This window comes from Afipia birgiae 34632 (assembly GCF_000308295.2).
Taxonomy (GTDB): Bacteria; Pseudomonadota; Alphaproteobacteria; order Rhizobiales; family Xanthobacteraceae; genus Afipia; species Afipia birgiae.
The window spans coordinates 2,773,430-2,793,982 of sequence record NZ_HG326652.1; the positions used below are offsets into that span (position 1 = coordinate 2,773,430).

Consider the following 20,553-nt stretch of genomic DNA (forward strand, 5'->3'; position numbering starts at 1 on the left):
ATCACCGGACGCTAGTGGAGTGCATTTGACATTCGCGTCCCGAACCGTGTCCGCGACGCGAATAGCTATCGGGTTCGTGCTGCATTGAAGCATTGGCGCAGCAAAAAGGCCCCGCAACGGGGCCTTTCGCAGTTCGATTGTCACGAAAGCTCCAAGAAACCTTAGTGAGCGTCAGCCCAGACTTTCTTCTTGGTAAAGTACAGCAGACCCGACAGCACGATCAGGAAGATCATAACCTGCAGACCGAGGCGCTTGCGGGCCTCCAGGTGCGGCTCGGCGGTCCACATCAGGAACGCAGAAACGTCCTTGGCATACTGCTGCACGGTCGCAGGCGAACCATCGTCGTAGGTCACCTGACCGTCACTGAGCGGCTTCGGCATCTTGATCGCGTGGCCCGGGAAGAACTTGTTGTAGTATGAACCCTCAGGCAGCGCGAAGCCGGCTGGCGCCTTGTCCTCGTAGCCCTGCAGCAGCGCGTCGAGGTAGTTCGGCCCCTTTTCCTGGAACTGGGTGAAGGCGTCGAACACGAACTGCGGGAAGCCACGCTCGTAGCCACGAGCCTTGGCGATCAGCGACAGGTCCGGCGGATAGGCACCGCCGTTCGAGGCGCGTGCTGCCTGCTCGTTCGGGTATGGCGAGGGGAAGTAGTCGGCCGGACGGCCGTTACGCTCGAACATCTCGCCCTTGTCGTCCGGTCCATCCTTGACCTTGTATTCCGACGCGAAAGCCGCCGCCTGCGCGGGCGAATAGCCCGGGCCGCCGGGATCGGCGAGATTGCGGAACGCGACAAACGACAGTCCGTGGCAAGCCGCACAGACTTCCTTGTACACCTTGAGGCCGCGCTGCAGCTGACCTTGGTCGAACTTGCCCAGCGGGCCCGCAAACGACCACTTCAGCGACGGCGGCGTCGGCGCACCTTCAGCCGCGCGTGCGTTGTCGGCGACGCCCAGCATCAGCATGCCGCCAACCGCGAGCGCGATCATGGCCGAAACCGGCGTCTTGCCCGTCTTGCGCAGCACGTCTTCCGCGATCGAGTTCGGCAGCGGACGCGCCTTCTCGATGCGGCTGAGGATCGGCAGCACGATCAGGAAGTAGGCGAAGTAGGCGAACGTCAGGACGCGACCGGCAATGACATAGATGCCCTCCGCGGGCTTTGCGCCCAGCCAGCCGAGGCCGAGGCAGATCGCCACGAAGATCCAGAAGAACTGCTTGGCGAGCGGACGATACTTCGACGAACGTGTCTTGGCGCTGTCGAGCCACGGCAGGAATGCCAGCACGATGATCGCGCTGAACATCGCGATGACGCCGGCGAGCTTGTTCGGGATCGAACGCAGGATCGCGTAGAACGGCAGGTAATACCATTCAGGAACGATGTGCGCGGGCGTCACGGCCGGGTTGGCCGGAATGTAGTTGTCCGGGTCGCCGAGATAGTTCGGGATGTAGAACAGGAACCAGGCGAAGAACAGCAGGAAGCAGGTCATGCCGAACGCGTCCTTGAGGGTCGCGTATGGCGTGAACGGCACGGTGTCCTTCTCGGTCTTGGGCTCGACGCCGGCCGGATTGTTCTGTCCGGCGACATGCAGCGCCCAGACGTGCAGCACGACCACGCCGGCGATCACGAACGGCAGCAGGTAGTGCAGCGAGAAGAAGCGGTTCAACGTCGGGTTGCCGACCGAATAGCCGCCCCACAGCAGCGTCACGATGCTCTCGCCGAAATACGGAATGGCGGAGAACAGGTTGGTGATGACGGTGGCGCCCCAGAAGCTCATCTGGCCCCACGGCAGCACATAACCCATGAAGCCTGTCGCCATCATCAGGAGATAGATAATGACGCCGAGAATCCACAGGACCTCGCGCGGCTCCTTGTATGAGCCGTAATAAAGGCCGCGGAACATATGGATGTACACGGCGATGAAGAACATTGATGCGCCGTTGGAGTGCAGGTAGCGCAGCAGCCAGCCGTAATTGACGTCGCGAACGATCAGTTCGACCGACTTGAAGGCGAAATCGACATGCGGGGTGTAGTGCATCGCCAGGATGATGCCGGTGATGATCTGCACGCCGAGCATCATCGAAAGGATCGCGCCGAACGTCCACCAGTAGTTGAGGTTACGCGGTGTCGGGTAGGCCACGAAAGACGAGTGGATCAGTCCCCCGATCGGGAGACGCCGTTCAACCCATTTCAAGGCTGGGTTTTGCGGGTTGTAGTTCGATGGTCCGCTCATGATGCGATCCTGACAAAGAAGAAGCGACGCGATCGGGTCAGATTAAGAAATCAGCCGATTTTGATTTTGGTGTCGGAGATGAAGGAATAAGGCGGCACGGCCAGGTTGGTCGGCGCCGGGCCCGAGCGGATACGGCCCGAGGTATCGTACTGCGAGCCGTGACACGGGCAGAAGAAGCCATCATAGGTGCCTTCGTGGGCAATCGGAATGCAGCCAAGATGCGTGCAGATGCCGACCACGACGAGCCACTGGTCGTGGCCTTCCTTGACGCGCGACTGGTCGCTCTGCGGATCGGGAAGGCTCGCGGTCGGAACAGCGCGCGCCTCGTCGATCTGCTTCTTGGTGCGGTTCATGATGTAGATCGGCTTGCCGCGCCAGAACACCTTGATGTCCTGTCCCGAGGCGATCGGCGTGAGATCCACTTCGATCGGGGCGCCTGCCGCGATGGTCGAGGCGTCCGGATTCATCTGGGAGATCAGCGGCCAGGCCACTGCCGCAGCGCCAACGGCAGCTACGGATCCCGTCGCTACATAGAGAAAATCACGGCGTGTCGCAGCGGCCGATGATGAAGACGTCACGATTGCAAACCCTTTCCGAACTGCAACCGGCTGACCCATCCCCGTACGACGCATCGCATGCGCCGGGAGAGGAAGCCGGTGCCCGCGGGCCCCGCGGTGGCAGAATGACCACTTGTCCTACTCAACCGGGCAGAACATACGATCTAGAATCGATCTATTGGCACCCTTGCCGGGAGAGCGCAAGCCCGCTATCGGCACATTTAGTGCGACGCACTAAAACCGCCCATACCTGTGATTTTTCCTCACGTTTTCCACCGGGGCCAAGGGCCGCTTTCCGATGCGTGTCGTCCTTTTTCAACCTGATATCCCGCAAAACACCGGGACGATTCTGCGGCTCTGCGCCTGTCTCGGCGTCGAGGCACACGTTATCGAACCGGCCGGGTTTCCCGTTTCCGACCGGCATTTCCGCCGCGCGGGAATGGACTACCTCGACCAGGTCACCATCGTGCGTCATGATTCATGGGCCGCCTTCGAGGCTTGGCGTGCCCGATCTGGCGGCCGGCTGGTTCTTTTTTCAACAAAGGCGGCAACGCCCTATCTCGATCATATCTATCGGGATGACGACATCCTGTTGTTCGGCCGGGAATCGGCCGGCGTGCCGGATGACGTGGTAAACGCCGCCGACGCGCGGCTGGTCATCCCGATCGCACCCGGGATGCGGTCCCTGAACGTTGCCGTGACGGTGGCGATGGCGCTGGGCGAGGCCCTCCGGCAAACACGAGGAACGGCGAGTTGAGTTACGCGGTCAAGGAAATCTTCCTGACATTGCAAGGCGAAGGCGCCCATGCCGGACGCACCGCCGTGTTCTGCCGGTTCAGCGGCTGTAACCTGTGGACCGGCCGGGAGCAGGACCGCGCCGACGCCGTGTGCAAGTTCTGCGACACCGATTTCGTCGGCATGGACGGTACGCTCGGCGGACGCTACGCGAATGCCGACGACCTTGCCTCGGCCATTGCCGCACAATGGGTGGGCTCGCAAGACCACCGCTATACGGTCCTGACCGGCGGCGAGCCCCTGCTCCAGATCGACCCGGCGCTGATCGATGCGCTGCATGCCCGCGGCTTCACCATCGCGGTCGAGACCAACGGCACCATCGCTGCCCCGCCCGGCCTCGACTGGATCTGCGTCAGCCCGAAGGCCGGATCGGAACTGGTCATCCGCAAGGGGCACGAATTGAAACTGGTCTATCCGCAGGCGGAAAACGCCCCCGAGGATTTCGCAGGCCTGGAATTCGAGCGGTTCTCATTGCAGCCGATGGACGGACCTGACATAGCGCAAAGCACGCAAGCAGCAATCGCGTATTGCCTGCGCCATCCGCAATGGCGTCTCAGCGTTCAAACGCACAAGACGCTTGGGATCAGATAGAGCTGGCATCAGCCAAGACCGGACAATACCGATGTGGGAATTGACGAAATCGTTCCGTTTCGAGGCCGCGCATTCGCTGCCGGGCACGACGCTCGGCGAAGCCAGCGACGAAATCCACGGCCATTCGTTCCGCGCCGAGATCAGCATTCGCGGCACGCCAGATCCCGCCACGGGGATGGTGATGGACCTGGGCCTGCTCGAACAATCGATGGCTGACGTGCAGAAAATGCTCGACCACAAGCTGCTCAACAAGGTCGAGGCGCTGGGCGCGCCGACGCTGGAAAACCTCACGCGCTTTATCTGGGACCGGGTCCAGCACGCGGGCAAGGTCACCCGCGTCAGCGTTCATCGCGACAGTTGCAATGAAAGTTGCACTTACTACGGCCCGCAGGGCTGATCGGAGAGACCGATGGAAAAGCCCGTCACCACGATCGAGCAACGCAAACAGCAGGCGCGGGTGTGGTTCGAGCGGCTGCGCGACGACATTTGCCTCGCGCTGGAAAAGCTTGAAGCCGACGCTCCGGCGGAACTCTATCCCGGCGACGCCGGGCGTTTCGTGCGCACGCCGTGGGATCGCACCGATCACTCAGGAAAACCCGGCGGCGGCGGTGTGATGTCCGTGCTGCGCGGACGGCTCTTTGAGAAAGCCGGCGTGCATTGCTCGACCGTGCATGGCGAGTTCGCGCCGGAATTCCGGGCACAGATTCCCGGCGCCGCCGACGATCCGCGGTTCTGGGCGTCCGGCGTTTCGCTGATCATTCATCCGCGCAATCCGAACGTGCCCGCAGTCCACATGAACACCCGCTTCGTGGTCACGACCAAGGCATGGTTCGGCGGCGGCGCGGACCTGACCCCGGTGCTTGACCGGCGGCGGACGCAGGATGACCCCGACACGGTTGCCTTTCACGCCGCCATGAAGACGGCCTGCGATGGTCACGCCGCGGTCGCGCCTTACGAGAAATTCAAGACGTGGTGCGACGAGTATTTCTACCTGCCCCACCGCAAGGAGGCCCGCGGCATCGGCGGCATTTTCTACGACTGGCTCGATTCTGGAGACTGGAACGCCGATCTAGCCTTCACCCGGGACGTTGGCCGGGCCTTTGCCGGAATCTATCCCGAGCTGGTGCGGCGGAATTTCAAGAACGCCTGGACCGATACCGATCGCCAGGAGCAGCTCGTGCGCCGCGGCCGCTATGTCGAGTTCAACCTGCTCTATGACCGGGGGACAATTTTTGGCCTGAAAACCGGTGGAAATGTCGATTCGATCCTGTCCTCGATGCCGCCCGAGGTGAAGTGGCCCTAGCGGCTTCGGCCGGGCGACGAACGTTCAGAAAAGCTTAATAAAGCGCCCTTTCTGAGCGATTTCGACGTGTCACCGAGACAGCACACTCGGCAAAGAACGGTATTGCAGAACCCGGGACCGGCCGGAAACCATTTGAGCCCGGGCATCCCTCCACGTATTTTCATGGCCATAGGTGTGGCGGAATCATGCTGCCACCATCGTTTTTAAGGGGCTCCGATGCGCAAGATTGCTGTACTCCTCCTCGCGGCCGCCGGCGTTAGCCTGGCAGGCGCGGCTTCCGCAGCCGATCTCGGCACGGCGCCGATCTACCGCAAGGCGCCTCCCGTGCCGGTGTTCACATGGACCGGCGGCTACATCGGCGGTTATGTCGGCGGCGCCTTCGGTGCCAACGACGTCGTGACCGGCGTGCCGGTCACCGGAGCTGGCGCACCGATCTTTGCTGGACCGGCAGCGTCCTACAACTACGGCTCAAGCGTGATCGGCGGCTACACCAGCGGCTACAATTACCAGTTCGCTCCGAACTGGGTCATCGGCTACGAAGGTGAAACCGGCTACATCGGCCTCAAGGGTTCGTCCACCTACGCTGGCTCGGCGACCTCCATTGCGACGACCCGCGCCGAAGGTCTCTACAGCCTCTGGGCTGCCCGCCTCGGTTATGCGTTCGACCGCTCGCTGATCTACGTCAAGGCCGGTGGCGCTCTGGTCGACTTCGAAACCGGCGTGTCCAACGGTACGCCAGGCACCCACATCGACACCATGCACACCAAGTATCGCCTCGGTTACGCAATCGGCGGCGGCTGGGAATATGCCTTCGATACCAAGTGGAGCGTGAAGGCCGAGTACCTCTATCTCGGCTTCGACAACAACATCACCACCACGGGCAACTTCACTGGCCCTCCGATTCAGGTGTTCACCACCACCAGCCTCCCCGGCATTCATACCGCCAAGGTCGGTCTGAACTACAAGTTCGACATGCTCGGTTATTTCCTCGGCATCGTTCGCTAAACGCCGACGGTTCTCTAGAAGTCAAAGCCCCGGACATGGTCCGGGGCTTTTTCTTTGTCGCAAATCCTATCAACCTCCCTTTGTCGGCGTGTCATGACATGCGGCTAGGCTGCAAGCTCCTCACATCAGCAAGGAGCCGACCATGAAACTGAAAGCAGGCGACGTCGTAGTTCTCAAATCCGGCGGCCAGGCCCTGACCGTTGCCGAGGTCACCGACGAAATGGTCGCGTGCATCTGGATCGGCGAGGAAGGCGATCTGTTCCGCGAATCGCTTCCATCAGCTGTTCTCGAACCTGCTCACATCGACATGTCCGACGATGAGGACGAGCACGACGAAGACGAAGACAGCGAAGAAGACGAGAGCGAAAGCGAAGGCCATCACGCCAAGAGAGCGGCGGAAATCGCTTGAGGGAGTGGCGCGTTTTTCTTCACCTCTTCCCGTTCTGACAGGGAGAGGTCGGGGACTGAGCGCAGCGAAGTCTCCCCGCAAGAGAGCGGGGCGAGGTACAACAAGTGCGATCAAAGCCGATGATCCCGCGCGAACCGCGCGACGGTGTCATCGGCGATGCTTTTCAGCGCCGCTTCTTCCAACGGAAACTGCATCGCCAGCCACGCATCCTCGGCCAGCGTCAGCACATGGCCGAGCGCCGGTCCTTCTGCGATGCCACGCGCGATGAAGTCCGCCGCCTTGAGCGGAAATACCGGTGCCGTCCAGCGCTGTGGCAGCGTCGTCAGCTCACGCCACTGCGGTGAGTTGAAACCCCGCCCCGCCCGGGCCCATGCCAGCATGATCCGGTCGAGATAGCGCGGTGCGCCCAGCCGGTACAACCTGCGCTGGGCCGTCGCCTCATCCATGCCGGCTGCCCGCCACCAGCGATGCCCCATCGAATCGAGACGCTTGGTCTCCGCATTCGAGAGTCGCCAGCGCACCGACAGGCGCTTCGCATCTTCGGTGACCGCAACCGCCAGCGCGCCAAGGCGAAGTATTGCGTCCGGTCCGATTCCCATTTCGCGTTCGACGGCGATCATGTTGGCGAGAGCGCCGTGATAAACCACGCCCGCTGTCAGCCGCAGCAGCAGACCGGCATCATCCATCGCCACCAGCGCCGGCGCCGCGCCCTTCGCGACCATCAGCTTGAGCATTTCCATCCGGATCCGCTCGGCGGACAGGCCTGAAAGACCGTCGCGCCCGGCGATACAGGCGTCGTACCCGGCCGGGTCCGGCGCGCCCTCGCCATAGGCCGCGTGAATCCGGAAGAAACGAAGGATGCGCAGGTAGTCTTCGGCAATGCGCTGCGCGGGCTCGCCGATGAATCGCACGCGGCGGGCTTCGATGTCCGCCAGCCCACCGACCGCGTCGTGAACAACGCCATCCGGCGTCACCGACAAGCCGTTGATGGTGAAGTCACGGCGCATCGCATCGCGCGCCCAGTCGCGGCCGAAGGCAACCCTGGCCTTGCGCCCGAAGGTTTCGATGTCTTCGCGTAGCGTGGTCACTTCGAACGGCTGGCCTTCGATCACCAGCGTCACCGTTCCGTGCTCGACGCCGGTCGGTACCGACTTGATATGCGCGAGCTTGGCGCGGCGGATCACGTCCTCCGGCAGCGCCGTGGTCGCGATGTCGATATCGCCGACGGGAAGACCAAGCAGCGCATTGCGCACCGCGCCGCCGGCCACCCGCGCCTCCTCGCCGTCCGCATTGAGCAACGCCAGCACCCGCGCCGTCGCACCTGACCTCAACCAGGGGGCGTCGCGCAGCGAACGCGGAGCGCTCATTTCTCAGACCCCCGGATCAGCTTGCCATCCTCGACATGCGCGGGAGTGTAGGTCGAGCCCGGAGGCGCACCGGAAAAATGCGCCAGCAACACGAGGCTGATGATAACGAGCACGAAGGCAGCCACCGCCAGCTTGCCGACGATGTGCAGCGGCCACGACGACTTGACCCAGACGCCGGACCGGCTTGCGATCAGAAATGCCGCATAGACCGCGAAAGGAATGAGAAAAATTCCGATTTCGGTGAGGACAGGACGGATCATGAAAGACAAATCCGCTCATACAGCGCGCGCAGCATGCCCGCCGTCGCGCCCCAGATATAATGCGTCTCGAACGGCATCTCGTAGAACGAGCGCTGCATGCCACGGAATTCCTTGCTGCCGAGCTTGTGATTGACCGGGTCCATCAGGAACGCCAGCGGCACCTCGAACGCGGCATCGACTTCATTGGCGTTGATCGTGAGTTCGAAATCCGGCCGGACACGCGCCAGCGTCGGCAGAATCCGAAATCCGAAACCGGTCGCATACACATCGAGGTAACCGATCGGTTCGATGAAATCTCGTTTGAGTCCGATCTCCTCGTCGGCCTCGCGCAGCGCCGCATCCATCGGCGAAGCGTCGGTCGGATCGATCTTGCCGCCGGGAAACGAAACCTGTCCGGCGTGCTCGTTAAGATGTTCGGCGCGCTTGGTCAGCAGCACCATCGGCACATCGCGCTCCACGATCGGAACGAGAACCGCCGCCGGACGCACAGGACGTTCCTTCGCAATAATCTGCAGCATCGCATCGGTGCCGAAATCGCCGGTCGGCGCCAGCACGGCTGCGTCGGTCAGTCCCGGCGGCACATCGAAGTTCAGGCGCTCACGCGACCGGCGAAAGAATTCGCCGGTCGTGATCTCGGCCGCTGCCGCGATGCTGGTAGGGACAGCGTCCTTCAAAACAGTCTTCGTCAATCCAAATCCTCTTTCGTCAAACAGGATCGCGCGCCTGCGCTGCGTCCGCCATCGAGAAGAATGCGCCGCCCGACATGACCCCGAACATCTCGCGGCCATCGACGAGTCGAATTTCGCCCATCTCCACCAGATCATAATAGAGCGCGCGTGTAACCTTTGCCCACAAATCCGCACGGACATGAAGGTATGGCGTCAGCCCGCCGTCGGCGGCGGCTTCGAAACGCAGCCGGTGAGCGCCATCGCATGGCACCCATTCGTCGACATTGGTGCGGAAACTCAGCGTCCGCGCCGCGCCCTCGCCGGCCTTCTCCATCTCCACCGCGAGAAACGGCACGTCATCGACGCGGATGCCGACTTTTTCCACCGGCGTGACAAGAAAATACTTGCCGTCCTCACGTTTGAGAATCGTGGAAAACAGCTTCACCAGCGCCGGCCGCCCGATCGGCGTGCCGAGATAGAACCAGGTGCCGTCGCTTGCGATCCGCATGTCGAGATCACCGCAGAACGGCGGATTCCACAAATGGACCGGCGGCAGACCTTTTGTCGCAGCACCGCGCGCAGCATGAGTCAGGCCGTCCAGACGCTGGACCGGGTTCGGCTCCTGTTTCTGCCCTTGGTTCGCCATTGTTTGCCCTGACCGTTGACGCTTCTGTTTGGCACGAATGGTGCACAACAAGAACCCGAAAGCCGAGAGATCGCTGATCGAGAACGCATGAAAACGACCAACAAATCACCCCGGCGTCCGGCGCGATTACTCGCCACATCGTGATGAGTTTCAAGCCCCCTACCCGCTAATGTGGGGACAGCCTGAATGAGTGAATACATAAGAGAATACATGGCCTTTGCACGGGTTTAGCATGGGCCTGCGGTCTGAAGTCCGGGCTTTGAGTCCCGCGGAACCCGAAGACGGAATCTTACAGCCCACGCAAGGAGCGATGAATATGGCTGGCGCAGAAGGTGTCGAGAAACTGGAAGACGTGATCGTGCGCTCGGCCGAGCAGATCGCGGGGAACATCCGCACCGCCCGCGAGGCGGTTTCGACTGTCATCTTCGGACAGGAACGCGTCGTCGAGAATGCGCTGGTGACCATCCTGTCCGGCGGACATGCATTGTTGATCGGTGTTCCGGGTCTGGCGAAGACCAAGCTCGTCGAAACACTGGGCATCACGCTCGGCCTCGACGCCAAGCGCGTGCAGTTCACGCCTGACCTGATGCCGTCCGATATTCTCGGCGCCGAAGTGCTCGATGAGAGCGTCAGCGGCAAGCGCTCGTTCCGCTTCATCGCCGGACCGGTGTTCGCGCAACTCCTGATGGCGGACGAAATCAACCGCGCCAGCCCGCGCACGCAATCCGCATTGTTGCAGGCGATGCAGGAGCAGCACATCACAGTGGCCGGCGCGCGGCACGATCTGCCGAAGCCGTTCCATGTGCTCGCCACGCAGAACCCGCTGGAGCAGGAAGGCACCTATCCACTGCCCGAGGCACAGCTCGACCGTTTCCTGATGGAAATCGACGTCGAATATCCGGACCGTGATGCCGAGCGTAAAATCCTGTTTGAAACCACCGGCGCCGAACAGACCGTGGCGAGAGCCGCGATGACCGCCGAAACGCTGGTCACCGCCCAGCGGCTGGTGCGCCGCCTGCCGGTTGGCGATTCCGTGGTCGAGGCCATTCTGTCGCTCGTCAGGTCGGCGCGTCCGGGTGAGGACAACGGCGAACTCGGCAAATCGATCGCGTGGGGACCGGGACCGCGCGCCAGCCAGGCGCTGATGCTCGCTGTTCGCGCGCGCGCGCTGCTCGATGGACGGCTCGCACCGTCGATCGACGACGTGCTGGATCTCGCGGAGCCTGTATTGAAACACCGCATGGCGCTGACGTTCTCGGCGCGCGCCGAGGGCCGCACCATTCCCGACATCATTAAACAACTGAAATCACGGATCGGCTGATGGCAGCACGGCCGCAACCCGCACTTCAGGAGATCGAAGCAGTCCGGCGTGCCGATGGAGAAAGCCGTTCGCTCGCCGCGTCGCTGCCGCGTCTCGTGCTGGAGGCGCGGCGCATCTCGGCCAATGTCATCCACGGCCTGCACGGTCGGCGGCGCGCCGGCACCGGCGAAAATTTCTGGCAGTATCGCCGCTTCGTTTCCGGAGAAGCCTCGCAGAACGTCGACTGGCGGCGTTCGGCGCGCGACGATCATCTCTACGTCCGCGAGCAGGAATGGGAGGCCGCGCACACTGTATGGCTGTGGCCGGATCGCTCAAAATCGATGGCGTTCGCCTCGAAGACTGCGCGCGACAGCAAGCTTGAGCGCGCGCTGGTGGTGACTTTTGCGCTGGCCGACTTGCTGGTCGCCGGCGGCGAGCGCGTCGGCATTCCCGGCCTGATGAACCCGAGCTCAAGCAGCAACATCGTCGACAAGATGGCGCAGGCGATCGTGCACGACACCATAGCGCGTTCGAGCCTGCCGCCGGCCTTTGTGCCGTCGGCGCTGGCGGAGGTCGTGGTGCTGTCTGATTTCTGGTCGCCGATCGGCGACATCCGCACCATGCTTGCCGGCCTCTCCTCGTCGGGCGCGCACGGCACTCTGTTGCAAGTCGTCGATCCTGCCGAGGAAACGTTTCCCTATTCCGGCCGCGTCGAATTCGTCGAGCCTGAGGGTGGCGACGTCATCACCGCCGGCCGCGCCGAGACCTGGGCGAAGGATTACACCGCGCGCGTCGCCGCGCATCGCGCCGCCATTCGCGAGGAAACCAACAAGCTCGACTGGCTGTTCTCGACCCACACCACCGATCGCTCCGCTGCCGAGCTGCTGCTGTATCTGCACAGCGGCATGATGGTCGCCAAGGGCAGCGCGGGCCGCGTCGCCGTGACAGCGGGGCGCACCTCATGATGGGCCTGCCGCTCTCATTCGCCGAACCGTGGCTGCTGATGGGGCTGCTGAGCCTGCCGGCGCTGTGGTGGCTGCTGCGCGTGATGCCGCCGCGCCCTCGCCGCGTCGATTTTCCGCCGACGCGCCTGCTGTTCGACATCGCGCCGAAGGAAGAAACCCCGTCACGCTCGCCATGGTGGCTGACGCTGCTGCGCCTGCTCGCCGCCGCGCTCGTCATTCTTGCGGCCGCCGGTCCGATCTGGAATCCGAGCGAGGGCGTGACGCGCTCCAGCGCGCCACTCGTGCTGTTGCTCGATGACGGCTGGAGTGCGGCGTCCAACTGGGATGCGCGCATCAAGACCGCCGACGAACTGATTTCCAACGCTGAGGCCGACCGGCGCGCGGTCGCGCTCGTTCCGCTATCGGACGCGACCCGCGACATCACGCTGATTCCTGCGGGCACCGCGCGGGTGGCGCTGCGGCAGCTTGCGCCGAAGCCCTATGCCGTCGAGCGAGTCGAAACCCTCCCGGCGCTGGCGCGCTTTCTCGCCAAAACCGGCGACAGCGAAATCGTCTGGCTCAGCGACGGCATCGATACCGGACGCGGCAGCGAATTCACCGAGGGTCTGACGAAAGCAATTCAGGATCGCGCCCTGACGATTTTCGAAGGCGGCACTCCGCCCGCACATGCGCTGGTCGCGGCGGAGAACGCCGCCGCAAAGATGACGGTGAAAGTCCTGCGCGCCAATAGCGGCGGCGGCGATGCCGGACTTGTGCGCGCGCTCGACCAGAAGGGTTCGCCGATCGGCGAGGCGAAGTTTGCGTTCGGCATACAGGATCGCGAGACCGAAGCCAGCTTTGATCTTCCGGTGGAACTGCGCAACGATATCACGCGCCTCGAGGTCTCCGGCGAGCGCTCGGCCGGCGCGGTGCAACTGCTCGACAAGCGCTGGCGCCGCCGCGCCATCGGCATCGTCTCGGGCGCGACCAGCGACACGGCACAGCCGCTGCTCGCCTCGACCTTCTATCTCACGCGCGCGCTGGCGCCGTTCGCAGACGTACGGCTCGGCGAGCGTGGCTCGCCGGCCGTCGCAATCGGACAATTCCTTGACCAGAAGCTGCCGATGATCGTGCTTGCCGATGTGGGCACGTTGTCACCTGAAATCCGCGACAGGCTCAACACATGGATCAGGCAGGGCGGCGTACTGGTGCGCTTCGCCGGGCCGCGCCTCGCCGCAGGCGATGACGATCTGGTGCCGGTGAAACTGCGGCGCGGCGGGCGCAGCTTGGGGGGCAGCCTCACCTGGGAAAAACCGCAGCCACTGGCATCGTTCGCGGCCGACGGACCGTTCGCTGGTCTCGCCGTTCCGAAAGACATCACCGTGACACGTCAGGTGCTGGCCGAGCCCGATCCCGGGCTCGCTGCGCGGAGCTGGGCCTCGCTCGCTGATGGCACACCGCTCGTGACCGGCGAACATCGGGACAAAGGCGTGATCGCGCTGTTCCATATCAGCGCCGATATGCGCTGGTCGGATTTGCCGTTGTCTGGCACCTTCGTGGAGATGCTGCGGCGAATCGTCGATATGTCGGGCTATACGGCCAATGCGGGCGCAGGTGTCGCCGCCGAAGCCGGAGCGGAAACTGTTGCGCCGATCCGCACCCTCGACGGCTTTGGCGCATTCGGGCCGCCGCCCTCCACAGCGAAGCCGCTGCGCGCCGACTATCGCGACCGCGCCACGCTCGATCACCCCCCCGGTCTTTACGGCCCCGCCGATGGCCCGCTCGCGGTGAACGCACTTGCTGCGGCGGACAGGCTCGCTCCGCTCGACACCTCCGCGTTGAAGGCGCGGCGCGCGACCTACACCAACGCCGAGCCGCGCGACCTGCGCGGCATCCTGCTCTCCACCGCGCTCGCACTGTTCCTGATCGACGCGATCATCGTTGCCATTCTCGGCGGCGGTCTGGCGGCTTTGCTGCGGCGCCGGACCGCAACCGCGGCACTCGCCATCGCGTTTGCGCTGGCGTCTGCGAGTGGCGTACCCTCGCCGACTTACGCGCAGGCCCCGAAGGCTCCGGCCAAGAGCATGCCGGCGAAACCTCCTGCAAGCAGCGCCGCCAGCGACGACTTCGCCATCAAGGCTGTCGCACAAACCCGTCTTGCCTATGTCGTCACCGGCAATGCCGACGTCGATTCCATTGTGAAGGCCGGCCTGTCGGGGCTGACGCTGTTTCTCGCACAACGCACCGCGCTGGAAGCCGGCGAGCCGGTCGGCGTCGATCCGGCGCGCGATGAACTCGCATTCTTCCCGCTGGTTTACTGGCCGGTGATCACCGGCGCGCCGAAGCCATCGCAGGATGCCATCAACAAGCTCGACGCCTACATGAAGCAGGGCGGCACGGTGCTGTTCGATACGCGCGACGCCATTGAGGCGCCGCCGGGTCCCGGCGGAGAATCGCAAACGCCCGGCATGCTGACGCTGCGCGAAATCCTGTCCTCGCTCGACATACCCGAACTTGAGCCGGTGCCGCGCGAACACGTGCTGACCAAGACGTTCTATCTGCTGCGCGACTTCCCGGGCCGCTTCAATTCCGGACAGACCTGGGTCGAAACGCTGCCACGGGTCGATGACGAAGAAGCCGCCGACCGGCCGGCACGCGGCGGCGACGGCGTCTCGCCGATTATCATCACCTCGAACGATCTCGCCGGTGCATGGGCGATGCGGACCGACGGACAGCCGATGCTGCCGCTGACGCCGGGCGATCCGCGCCAGCGCGAAATGGCCTTCCGTGCCGGCGTCAACATCGTGATGTACACCCTGACTGGCAACTACAAGGCCGACCAGGTGCACGCACCCGCCCTCATCGAACGGCTGGGGCAATAATTCATGCAATACGGTATCGCCTTCGCGCCTCTCGTTCCCACGCTCGTGCTGTGGATCGGCCTCGCTGCGATCGTCGTGATCGCGGCTGTCCTCATGATCGCGCGCTCGCGCGGCGCTGCGATACGCGTTGCGGCTCTGACGTTGATCCTGCTGGCGCTGGCCAATCCGTCCTTCACGCGTGAGGAACGCGAACCTCTCTCCTCGGTCGTCGCTGTGGTGGTCGACAGGAGCCCGAGCCAGAATTTCGGCGAACGGACCCGCGAAACCAATGAGGCGCGCGATGCGCTGGTTGACCGGCTCAAGCAGATCAAGGGGCTTGAGGTGCGCACAGTCGAGGCCGGACAGGCTGACGGCGAAACCGACGGCACAAAACTGTTTTCCGCGGTCACATCGGCGCTGTCCGATGTGCCGACCGATCGCGTTGCCGGCGCATTCCTGATCACCGACGGGCGCGTGCATGACATTCCCGCCAATGCCGCGGCCATCGGCTTCAATGCGCCGGTTCATGCGCTGATCACAGGCCGCAGCAACGAGCGCGACCGCCGCGTCGCCATCGTCGCGGCGCCCCGTTTCGGCATCGTCGGCCAGACCCAGACCATCACCTATCGCCTCGACGATCAGGGCGTGACCAATCAAAGCGCGCGCGTTGTGGTCCGGCGCGATGGCGATGTGCTCAGCGAGCGCGCGGTACGCAGCGGCGAACAGGTCAGCGTGACCATCGATATTCCGCATGCAGGCCCGAACATCGTCGAGATCGAAGCCTCGAAGCTTGAGGGCGAACTGACGCCGGTGAACAACCGCGCCGTGGTGTCGATCGACGGCGTGCGCGACAAGCTGCGCGTGCTGCTGGTCTCCGGCGAGCCGCACTCAGGGGAACGCACCTGGCGCAACCTGCTGAAGTCCGACGCCAGCGTCGATCTTGTGCATTTCACCATTCTGCGTCCGCCCGAGAAGCAGGATGGCACGCCGATCAATGAACTGTCGCTGATCGCGTTCCCGACGCGCGAACTGTTCCAGCAGAAGATCAATGAGTTTCAGCTCATCATCTTCGACCGCTACGCCAGGCAGGGCGTGCTGCCGATTTCCTATTTCGACAACATCGCACGCTATGTGCGCGGCGGCGGCGCGGTGCTGGTGTCCGCCGGTCCCGACTACGCGAGCCAGACCAGCATCTGGCGCACGCCGCTCGATACAATCCTGCCCGCAGAGCCGGTCGGCGTCAGCGAGCAGGCGTTCACGGCCCGCCTGACCAATCTCGGCAAGCGCCACCCGGTCACGCGCGGGCTTGAAGGCTCGAGCAGCGAACCGCCGCACTGGAGCCGCTTCTTCCGTCTCGTCGACACGCGCAATCCCGCCAATCCGCCGATCATGGAAGGCGCCGACGGCAAGCCGCTGCTGCTGCTGTCAAGGCAGGGCGAAGGCCGTGTCGCACTGCTGCTGTCCGATCATATCTGGCTGTGGGCGCGCGGTTATGAAGGCGGCGGCCCGCATCTCGACCTGCTGCGGCGGATGTCGCACTGGCTGATGAAACAGCCCGAGCTTGACGAGGAAGCATTGCGGCTCAAGGTGGAAGGCCGCGATCTGGTCGTGGTGCGCCAGACCATGGCTGACACCGTGCTGCCTGTCACCGTGACCTCACCGTCGGGTGTAACGCGTCAGGTCACGCTGACCGCCGGCGATCCCGGCGAATGGCGCGCCTCGATCGGCGCGGATGAACTCGGCCTGTGGCAGGCAACCGATGGCTCGCTCAAGGCGCTGATCAATGTCGGCCCGGTCAACCCGAAAGAGTTCGCCGAGGTGACGTCGACGACGGAGGCGCTGCGTCCGCTGCTGCAGGCGACCGGCGGCGATACCCGCCGCGTGGCCGACAGTGGCAGCATCGACCTGCCGCGCGTGCTTCCGGTACGCGCCTCGACGGTGTTTCGCGGCGAAGGCTGGCTTGGGGTCAAGATGCGCGACGCCAGCGTGGTGCGCGGCATCGGAGTGCTGCCGATCTTCGCCGGACTGATCGGGCTTCTGCTCCTGCTCGGCGCGTTCGCCAGCACCTGGCTGCGCGAGGGGCGCTGACGATCTCAATCGGCGTGAGCCATTGGCCGACTGGGCCAATGAGCGATTTGGCCGGAAAACTCGGAGGAGTGATGTGGCGGAAAGTTATGCGGCCGAGCGCCGTGCCACCGCAACCGACAGCATCGAGATGAGCTCCGACAACGGAACATGAATGCTGACCGGCTTCAGCTTGAACTGGAAGGTCATGATCGCTTCGTGGCAGCGAAGCCCCTTCCCGCCTTTGACCAAGCCCAGATCCCGAATGAGCTTGTAGGTTTTACCGTCAGCCATTTGTACAAGACGGACGTTCTCAAAATACTTGAGCATTCACGCTCTCCTCGCGCGGATGAGAACAGCCGCTCGTTACGATTCGGTCAACCATACCGCCCATACCGCGCACGCCACTATCCGCTATCACCGCGGGCGACCCGCGGCCCTGAACGTTCGGCGCTGTGGCCATTTGGCCTCGTGCGGCCGCCTTTCTTCCTCACGGCCAACCGTCGCATGTTGACACCCTGCTCTCGACCAGCGATGTTATATTATAACATCCGGAACCGGCCCTATCAGGGGTCGAACCGGGTGGGACGGGGCACAACTGACGATGAACTGGTTGCGATTGAAGGCGAAAAGGCTGTCGCTGCTGGCGCTGTTTGCGCTGGCGCTGCAGCTTGGCCTGTTTTTCGGCCACACCCACCACGACGTCGCGGTCGCAGGGATCTCGGCAAGCCAGCCTCAGGCGTCCACGCCGGATGCCGATCACGATCAGGACGTCCACCGCGACCTCTGCGCCATCTGCGCCACCGTGGCGATGGCCAACACCCTCGTCGCGGCAGCCCCTCCTTCGCTGACGCGCCCGCTGACCATCACGGCGCTACAGACCGCTTTTGATCCCGAAGCCATCGCGGCCGAAACACGCCGGAGCGCGTTTCACTCCCGCGCGCCTCCGCACGCCTGACTCGAATTATTGTCCGATCCCGATGATCGCCGCGCAGCGGTGATCGCGGGACATTCGAGGTTAGCTGCCCGGTCCCGCGCCATGGGATCGGAGGCGGCATCAGGATCAAGCATCATGTCGTATACGTTTCTTCGTGCCTCGCTGGCCGGCAGCTCCGCCGTCGCGATAGCGCTTCTCATCAACAGCGCGGCACAGTCGCAACAATCAGGCCCGGGATCGGCCGAAACGCTGCCTGAAATTGTCGTTCAGGCGCCGAGCCCGATCCAGCGGCCGCACCGGCATCGCGCGCAGCCGGGTCGCACCACGACCGCAGCCCACTCCGAAGCACCTGCGCCAAATCCGGAGACCTACGCAGGCACACTGCCAATCGTCACCGACCAGTTCGCCACCGTCACCGTGGTGCCGAACGAGGAAATCCGACGCAGCGCGGCTTCGACGCTCGGCGACCTTCTGAACAACAAGCCCGGCATCACCGGCTCGTCGTTCGCGCCCGGCGCATCGAGCCGTCCGATCATTCGCGGGCTCGACGTCAATCGCGTCGGCATCGTCGAGAACGGCATCGGCAGCAACGGCGCATCCGATCTCGGCGAGGATCACTTCGTGCCGATCGATCCGCTGTCGACCAATCAGGTCGAGGTCATTCGCGGGCCGGCAACGTTGCGTTACGGATCGCAGTCGATCGGCGGCGTGGTCAGCGCCAGCAACAACCGCGTTCCCGAAACGCTGCCGTGCAGCGCGGTGCCGTCGATCCAGACCTATGGGTACAACGTGAAGGCGCCGCAACTCTCAGCCTCAAACCCCTGCGCCAGTTTCGAGGCGCGCTCCGCGCTCTCGAGCGTGGATCTTGGCCGCGAAGGCGCGGTGCTGCTTGATGCCGCGGGCAACAATGTCGCAATCCATGCCGATGCATTCGCGCGCAAGACCGAAGACTACAGCGTGCCGAACTCGCCCTACCGTTTCGATCCGACGCGGCCGTTCACCGGCAAGCAGCCGAACTCATCGTCGCAATCCGACGGCGCGTCGGTCGGTGGATCCTATTTCTTCGCGGGTGGCTTCATCGGTGCGGCGATACAGCAGAACAACAGCATTTATCATATCCCCGGCATCGACGGTGAAGAGCATCGTACCCGCATCAGCGCGCGCCAGACCAAGCTGACGGTCAAGGGCGATTATCATCCGGACGCCACCACCATCGACGTGATCCGCTTCTGGGCCGGCGCCACCGACTACAGGCACAACGAAATCGGCCTCGCCGATCCGGCGGACTTCTCCAGCGACGGTGCGCGCCAGACCTTCACCAACAAGGAGCAGGAAGGCCGCGTCGAGGTGCAATTCATGCCGCTGAATCTGCGCTTCGCAGCATTGACCACGGCGCTGGGCGTGCAGGCCTCGCATCAGGAACTAACCGCGCCAAGTCCGGACGATCCGGGCAGCCCGCTCAACGGCCTGTGGGATCCGAACAAGAACACCAAGGTTGCGGGATACATTTTCAACGAGCTGAAATTCAGCGAAATCACCAAGGCGCAGGTCGCCGCCCGCATCGAGCACGTCAATCTCACCGGCACCATGCCGTCCTTCATCCCGGAACTGTTCGATCTCAACGTCGATCCCGCCGGCATCGGCCCGGCCACATCGCGCAGCCTGAACTTCACGCCGAAGAGCGGCAGCGTCGGCCTGATCCAGAATCTGCCCTGGAATCTCGCAGCCAGCATCACCGGCCAGTACACCGAACGCGCACCCAAACCCGCGGAACTGTTCTCACGCGGCAGCCACGATGCAACCACCACATTCGACATCGGAAATCCGAATCTCGGGATCGAGACGGCGAAGTCGATCGAGGTAGGACTGCGGAAAGCGACGGGACCGTTCCGGTTCGAACTGACCGGCTACGCCACGCGCTTCGACGGCTTTATCTATCGCCGGCTGACCGGAAACACCTGCGAGGATGTCGCGTGCATCGCGGGTGCCGGCCTCGAACTCAATGAGGCGATCTATTCGCAGAAGGACGCAACCTTCCGCGGCGCCGAATTCCAGTTTCAGTACGACGTGCTCCCGCTATGGGCCGGACAATTCGGCGTCGAGGGACAATATGACATCGTGCGCGCCACCTTCACCGACGGCACCAACGTGCCGCGCATTCCGCCGCAACGGCTCGGCGGTGGCATCTACTACCGCGACGCCAACTGGCTCGCGCGCGTCAACCTGCTGCATGCCTTCGCACAGAACGACATCGGCGGAATCGAAACATCGACGCCCGGCTACAATCGTCTGAAGGCCGAACTCAGCTACACCACGAAACTCGCCAAGAGCGACTGGTGGGGCGCACAGCAAGTCACGTTCGGCGTCGTCGGCGACAACCTGCTCAACGAGGACATCCGCAACTCCGTCTCCTACAGCAAGGATCAGGTCCTGCTGCCGGGCATCGGCGTGCGTATGTTCGCGAATGTGAAGTATTGAGGCCGAGGGTTTGGCTAACCTCACACACGATGTCGTCCCCGCGAAAGCGGGGACCCATAACCACCGGCCTCTCTGTTGTGCAAAGAGGGGCAACGTCCCGCACACAAACTCAACCTCTAGGGAGTATGGACCCCCGCTTTCGC

19 protein-coding genes are annotated in these 20,553 nt (G+C 63.6%); 12 read left to right on the forward strand and 7 right to left on the reverse strand.

From position 1 onward, the window contains the following. Positions 1-161 precede the first annotated feature (161 nt). Positions 162-2,225 (reverse strand): cytochrome c1, encoded by a 2,064-nt coding sequence (locus tag BN32_RS13080; RefSeq protein WP_019198665.1) that lies wholly within the window; start codon positions 2,223-2,225, stop codon positions 162-164. 50 nt (positions 2,226-2,275) lie between these two features. Next, entirely contained in the window at positions 2,276-2,842 is a 567-nt protein-coding gene (gene petA, locus BN32_RS13085; RefSeq protein WP_019198666.1) for a ubiquinol-cytochrome c reductase iron-sulfur subunit, read from the reverse strand. Between the two features lie 238 nt (positions 2,843-3,080). Between petA and BN32_RS13090 the strand changes: the two genes are divergently transcribed. The 6 genes from BN32_RS13090 to BN32_RS13115 all read left to right on the forward strand — a co-directional run bounded on the left by BN32_RS13090 (position 3,081) and on the right by BN32_RS13115 (position 6,885). After that, entirely contained in the window at positions 3,081-3,539 is a 459-nt protein-coding gene (locus BN32_RS13090) for a tRNA (cytidine(34)-2'-O)-methyltransferase (protein ID WP_019198667.1), read from the forward strand. Next, positions 3,536-4,168 (forward strand): 7-carboxy-7-deazaguanine synthase, encoded by a 633-nt coding sequence (gene queE / locus BN32_RS13095; protein WP_019198668.1) that lies wholly within the window; start codon positions 3,536-3,538, stop codon positions 4,166-4,168. Before BN32_RS13090 ends, queE begins: the two co-directional genes overlap by 4 nt. A gap of 31 nt (positions 4,169-4,199) precedes the next feature. Further along, complete coding sequence (locus BN32_RS13100) at positions 4,200-4,565, forward strand: 6-pyruvoyl trahydropterin synthase family protein (RefSeq protein ID WP_019198669.1); 366 nt, start codon at positions 4,200-4,202, stop codon at positions 4,563-4,565. Positions 4,566-4,577: 12 nt separating this feature from the next. Continuing rightward, on the forward strand, positions 4,578-5,471 hold the full coding sequence (hemF, locus tag BN32_RS13105; protein WP_019198670.1) for an oxygen-dependent coproporphyrinogen oxidase: 894 nt from the start codon (positions 4,578-4,580) through the stop codon (positions 5,469-5,471). A gap of 216 nt (positions 5,472-5,687) precedes the next feature. Beyond that, a complete protein-coding gene (locus BN32_RS13110; RefSeq protein WP_019198671.1) occupies positions 5,688-6,476 on the forward strand; it encodes an outer membrane protein in 789 nt (262 codons plus the stop codon). A gap of 142 nt (positions 6,477-6,618) precedes the next feature. Then, positions 6,619-6,885, forward strand: a complete 267-nt coding sequence (locus tag BN32_RS13115) for a YodC family protein (protein ID WP_019198672.1) — start codon at positions 6,619-6,621, stop codon at positions 6,883-6,885. Between the two features lie 110 nt (positions 6,886-6,995). On the opposite strand, the gene BN32_RS13120 is transcribed toward BN32_RS13115, so the two are convergent. From BN32_RS13120 to BN32_RS13135, 4 genes are read right to left on the reverse strand one after another with little or no spacing between them, the layout of a single operon-like run. Next, complete coding sequence (locus BN32_RS13120; protein WP_019198673.1) at positions 6,996-8,252, reverse strand: CCA tRNA nucleotidyltransferase; 1,257 nt, start codon at positions 8,250-8,252, stop codon at positions 6,996-6,998. Next, positions 8,249-8,512 (reverse strand): DUF6111 family protein, encoded by a 264-nt coding sequence (locus BN32_RS13125; RefSeq protein ID WP_019198674.1) that lies wholly within the window; start codon positions 8,510-8,512, stop codon positions 8,249-8,251. The genes BN32_RS13120 and BN32_RS13125 overlap by 4 nt, the downstream gene beginning before the upstream one ends. Then, on the reverse strand, positions 8,509-9,201 hold the full coding sequence (locus BN32_RS13130) for a CoA pyrophosphatase (RefSeq protein ID WP_019198675.1): 693 nt from the start codon (positions 9,199-9,201) through the stop codon (positions 8,509-8,511). The genes BN32_RS13125 and BN32_RS13130 overlap by 4 nt, the downstream gene beginning before the upstream one ends. 16 nt (positions 9,202-9,217) lie before the next feature. Further along, entirely contained in the window at positions 9,218-9,826 is a 609-nt protein-coding gene (locus BN32_RS13135; RefSeq protein WP_019198676.1) for a DUF1285 domain-containing protein, read from the reverse strand. A gap of 316 nt (positions 9,827-10,142) precedes the next feature. On the opposite strand from BN32_RS13135, the gene BN32_RS13140 reads away from it, so the two are divergent. From BN32_RS13140 to BN32_RS13155, 4 genes are read left to right on the forward strand one after another with little or no spacing between them, the layout of a single operon-like run. Continuing rightward, on the forward strand, positions 10,143-11,147 hold the full coding sequence (locus tag BN32_RS13140; protein WP_040426436.1) for an AAA family ATPase: 1,005 nt from the start codon (positions 10,143-10,145) through the stop codon (positions 11,145-11,147). Next, on the forward strand, positions 11,147-12,091 hold the full coding sequence (locus BN32_RS13145) for a DUF58 domain-containing protein (RefSeq protein WP_019198678.1): 945 nt from the start codon (positions 11,147-11,149) through the stop codon (positions 12,089-12,091). Before BN32_RS13140 ends, BN32_RS13145 begins: the two co-directional genes overlap by 1 nt. Beyond that, a complete protein-coding gene (locus BN32_RS13150) occupies positions 12,088-14,952 on the forward strand; it encodes a DUF4159 domain-containing protein (protein WP_040425688.1) in 2,865 nt (954 codons plus the stop codon). Before BN32_RS13145 ends, BN32_RS13150 begins: the two co-directional genes overlap by 4 nt. Positions 14,953-14,955: 3 nt before the next feature. Next, the gene (locus BN32_RS13155; RefSeq protein WP_019198680.1) at positions 14,956-17,019 is read left to right on the forward strand and encodes a membrane protein; all 2,064 of its coding nucleotides are present in this window, start codon (positions 14,956-14,958) and stop codon (positions 17,017-17,019) included. Positions 17,020-17,103: 84 nt separating this feature from the next. On the opposite strand, the gene BN32_RS13160 is transcribed toward BN32_RS13155, so the two are convergent. Further along, positions 17,104-17,325 (reverse strand): hypothetical protein, encoded by a 222-nt coding sequence (locus BN32_RS13160; protein ID WP_040425689.1) that lies wholly within the window; start codon positions 17,323-17,325, stop codon positions 17,104-17,106. A gap of 274 nt (positions 17,326-17,599) precedes the next feature. Here BN32_RS13160 and BN32_RS13165 point away from each other — a divergent pair, with 274 nt between their 5' ends. Then, positions 17,600-17,953 carry a DUF2946 family protein gene (locus tag BN32_RS13165; RefSeq protein ID WP_019198682.1) on the forward strand — a complete coding sequence of 118 codons (354 nt, stop codon included), beginning with the start codon at positions 17,600-17,602 and terminating at the stop codon, positions 17,951-17,953. Positions 17,954-18,067: 114 nt separating this feature from the next. Then, positions 18,068-20,410 (forward strand): TonB-dependent receptor, encoded by a 2,343-nt coding sequence (locus BN32_RS13170; protein WP_040426437.1) that lies wholly within the window; start codon positions 18,068-18,070, stop codon positions 20,408-20,410. Positions 20,411-20,553 lie beyond the last annotated feature (143 nt).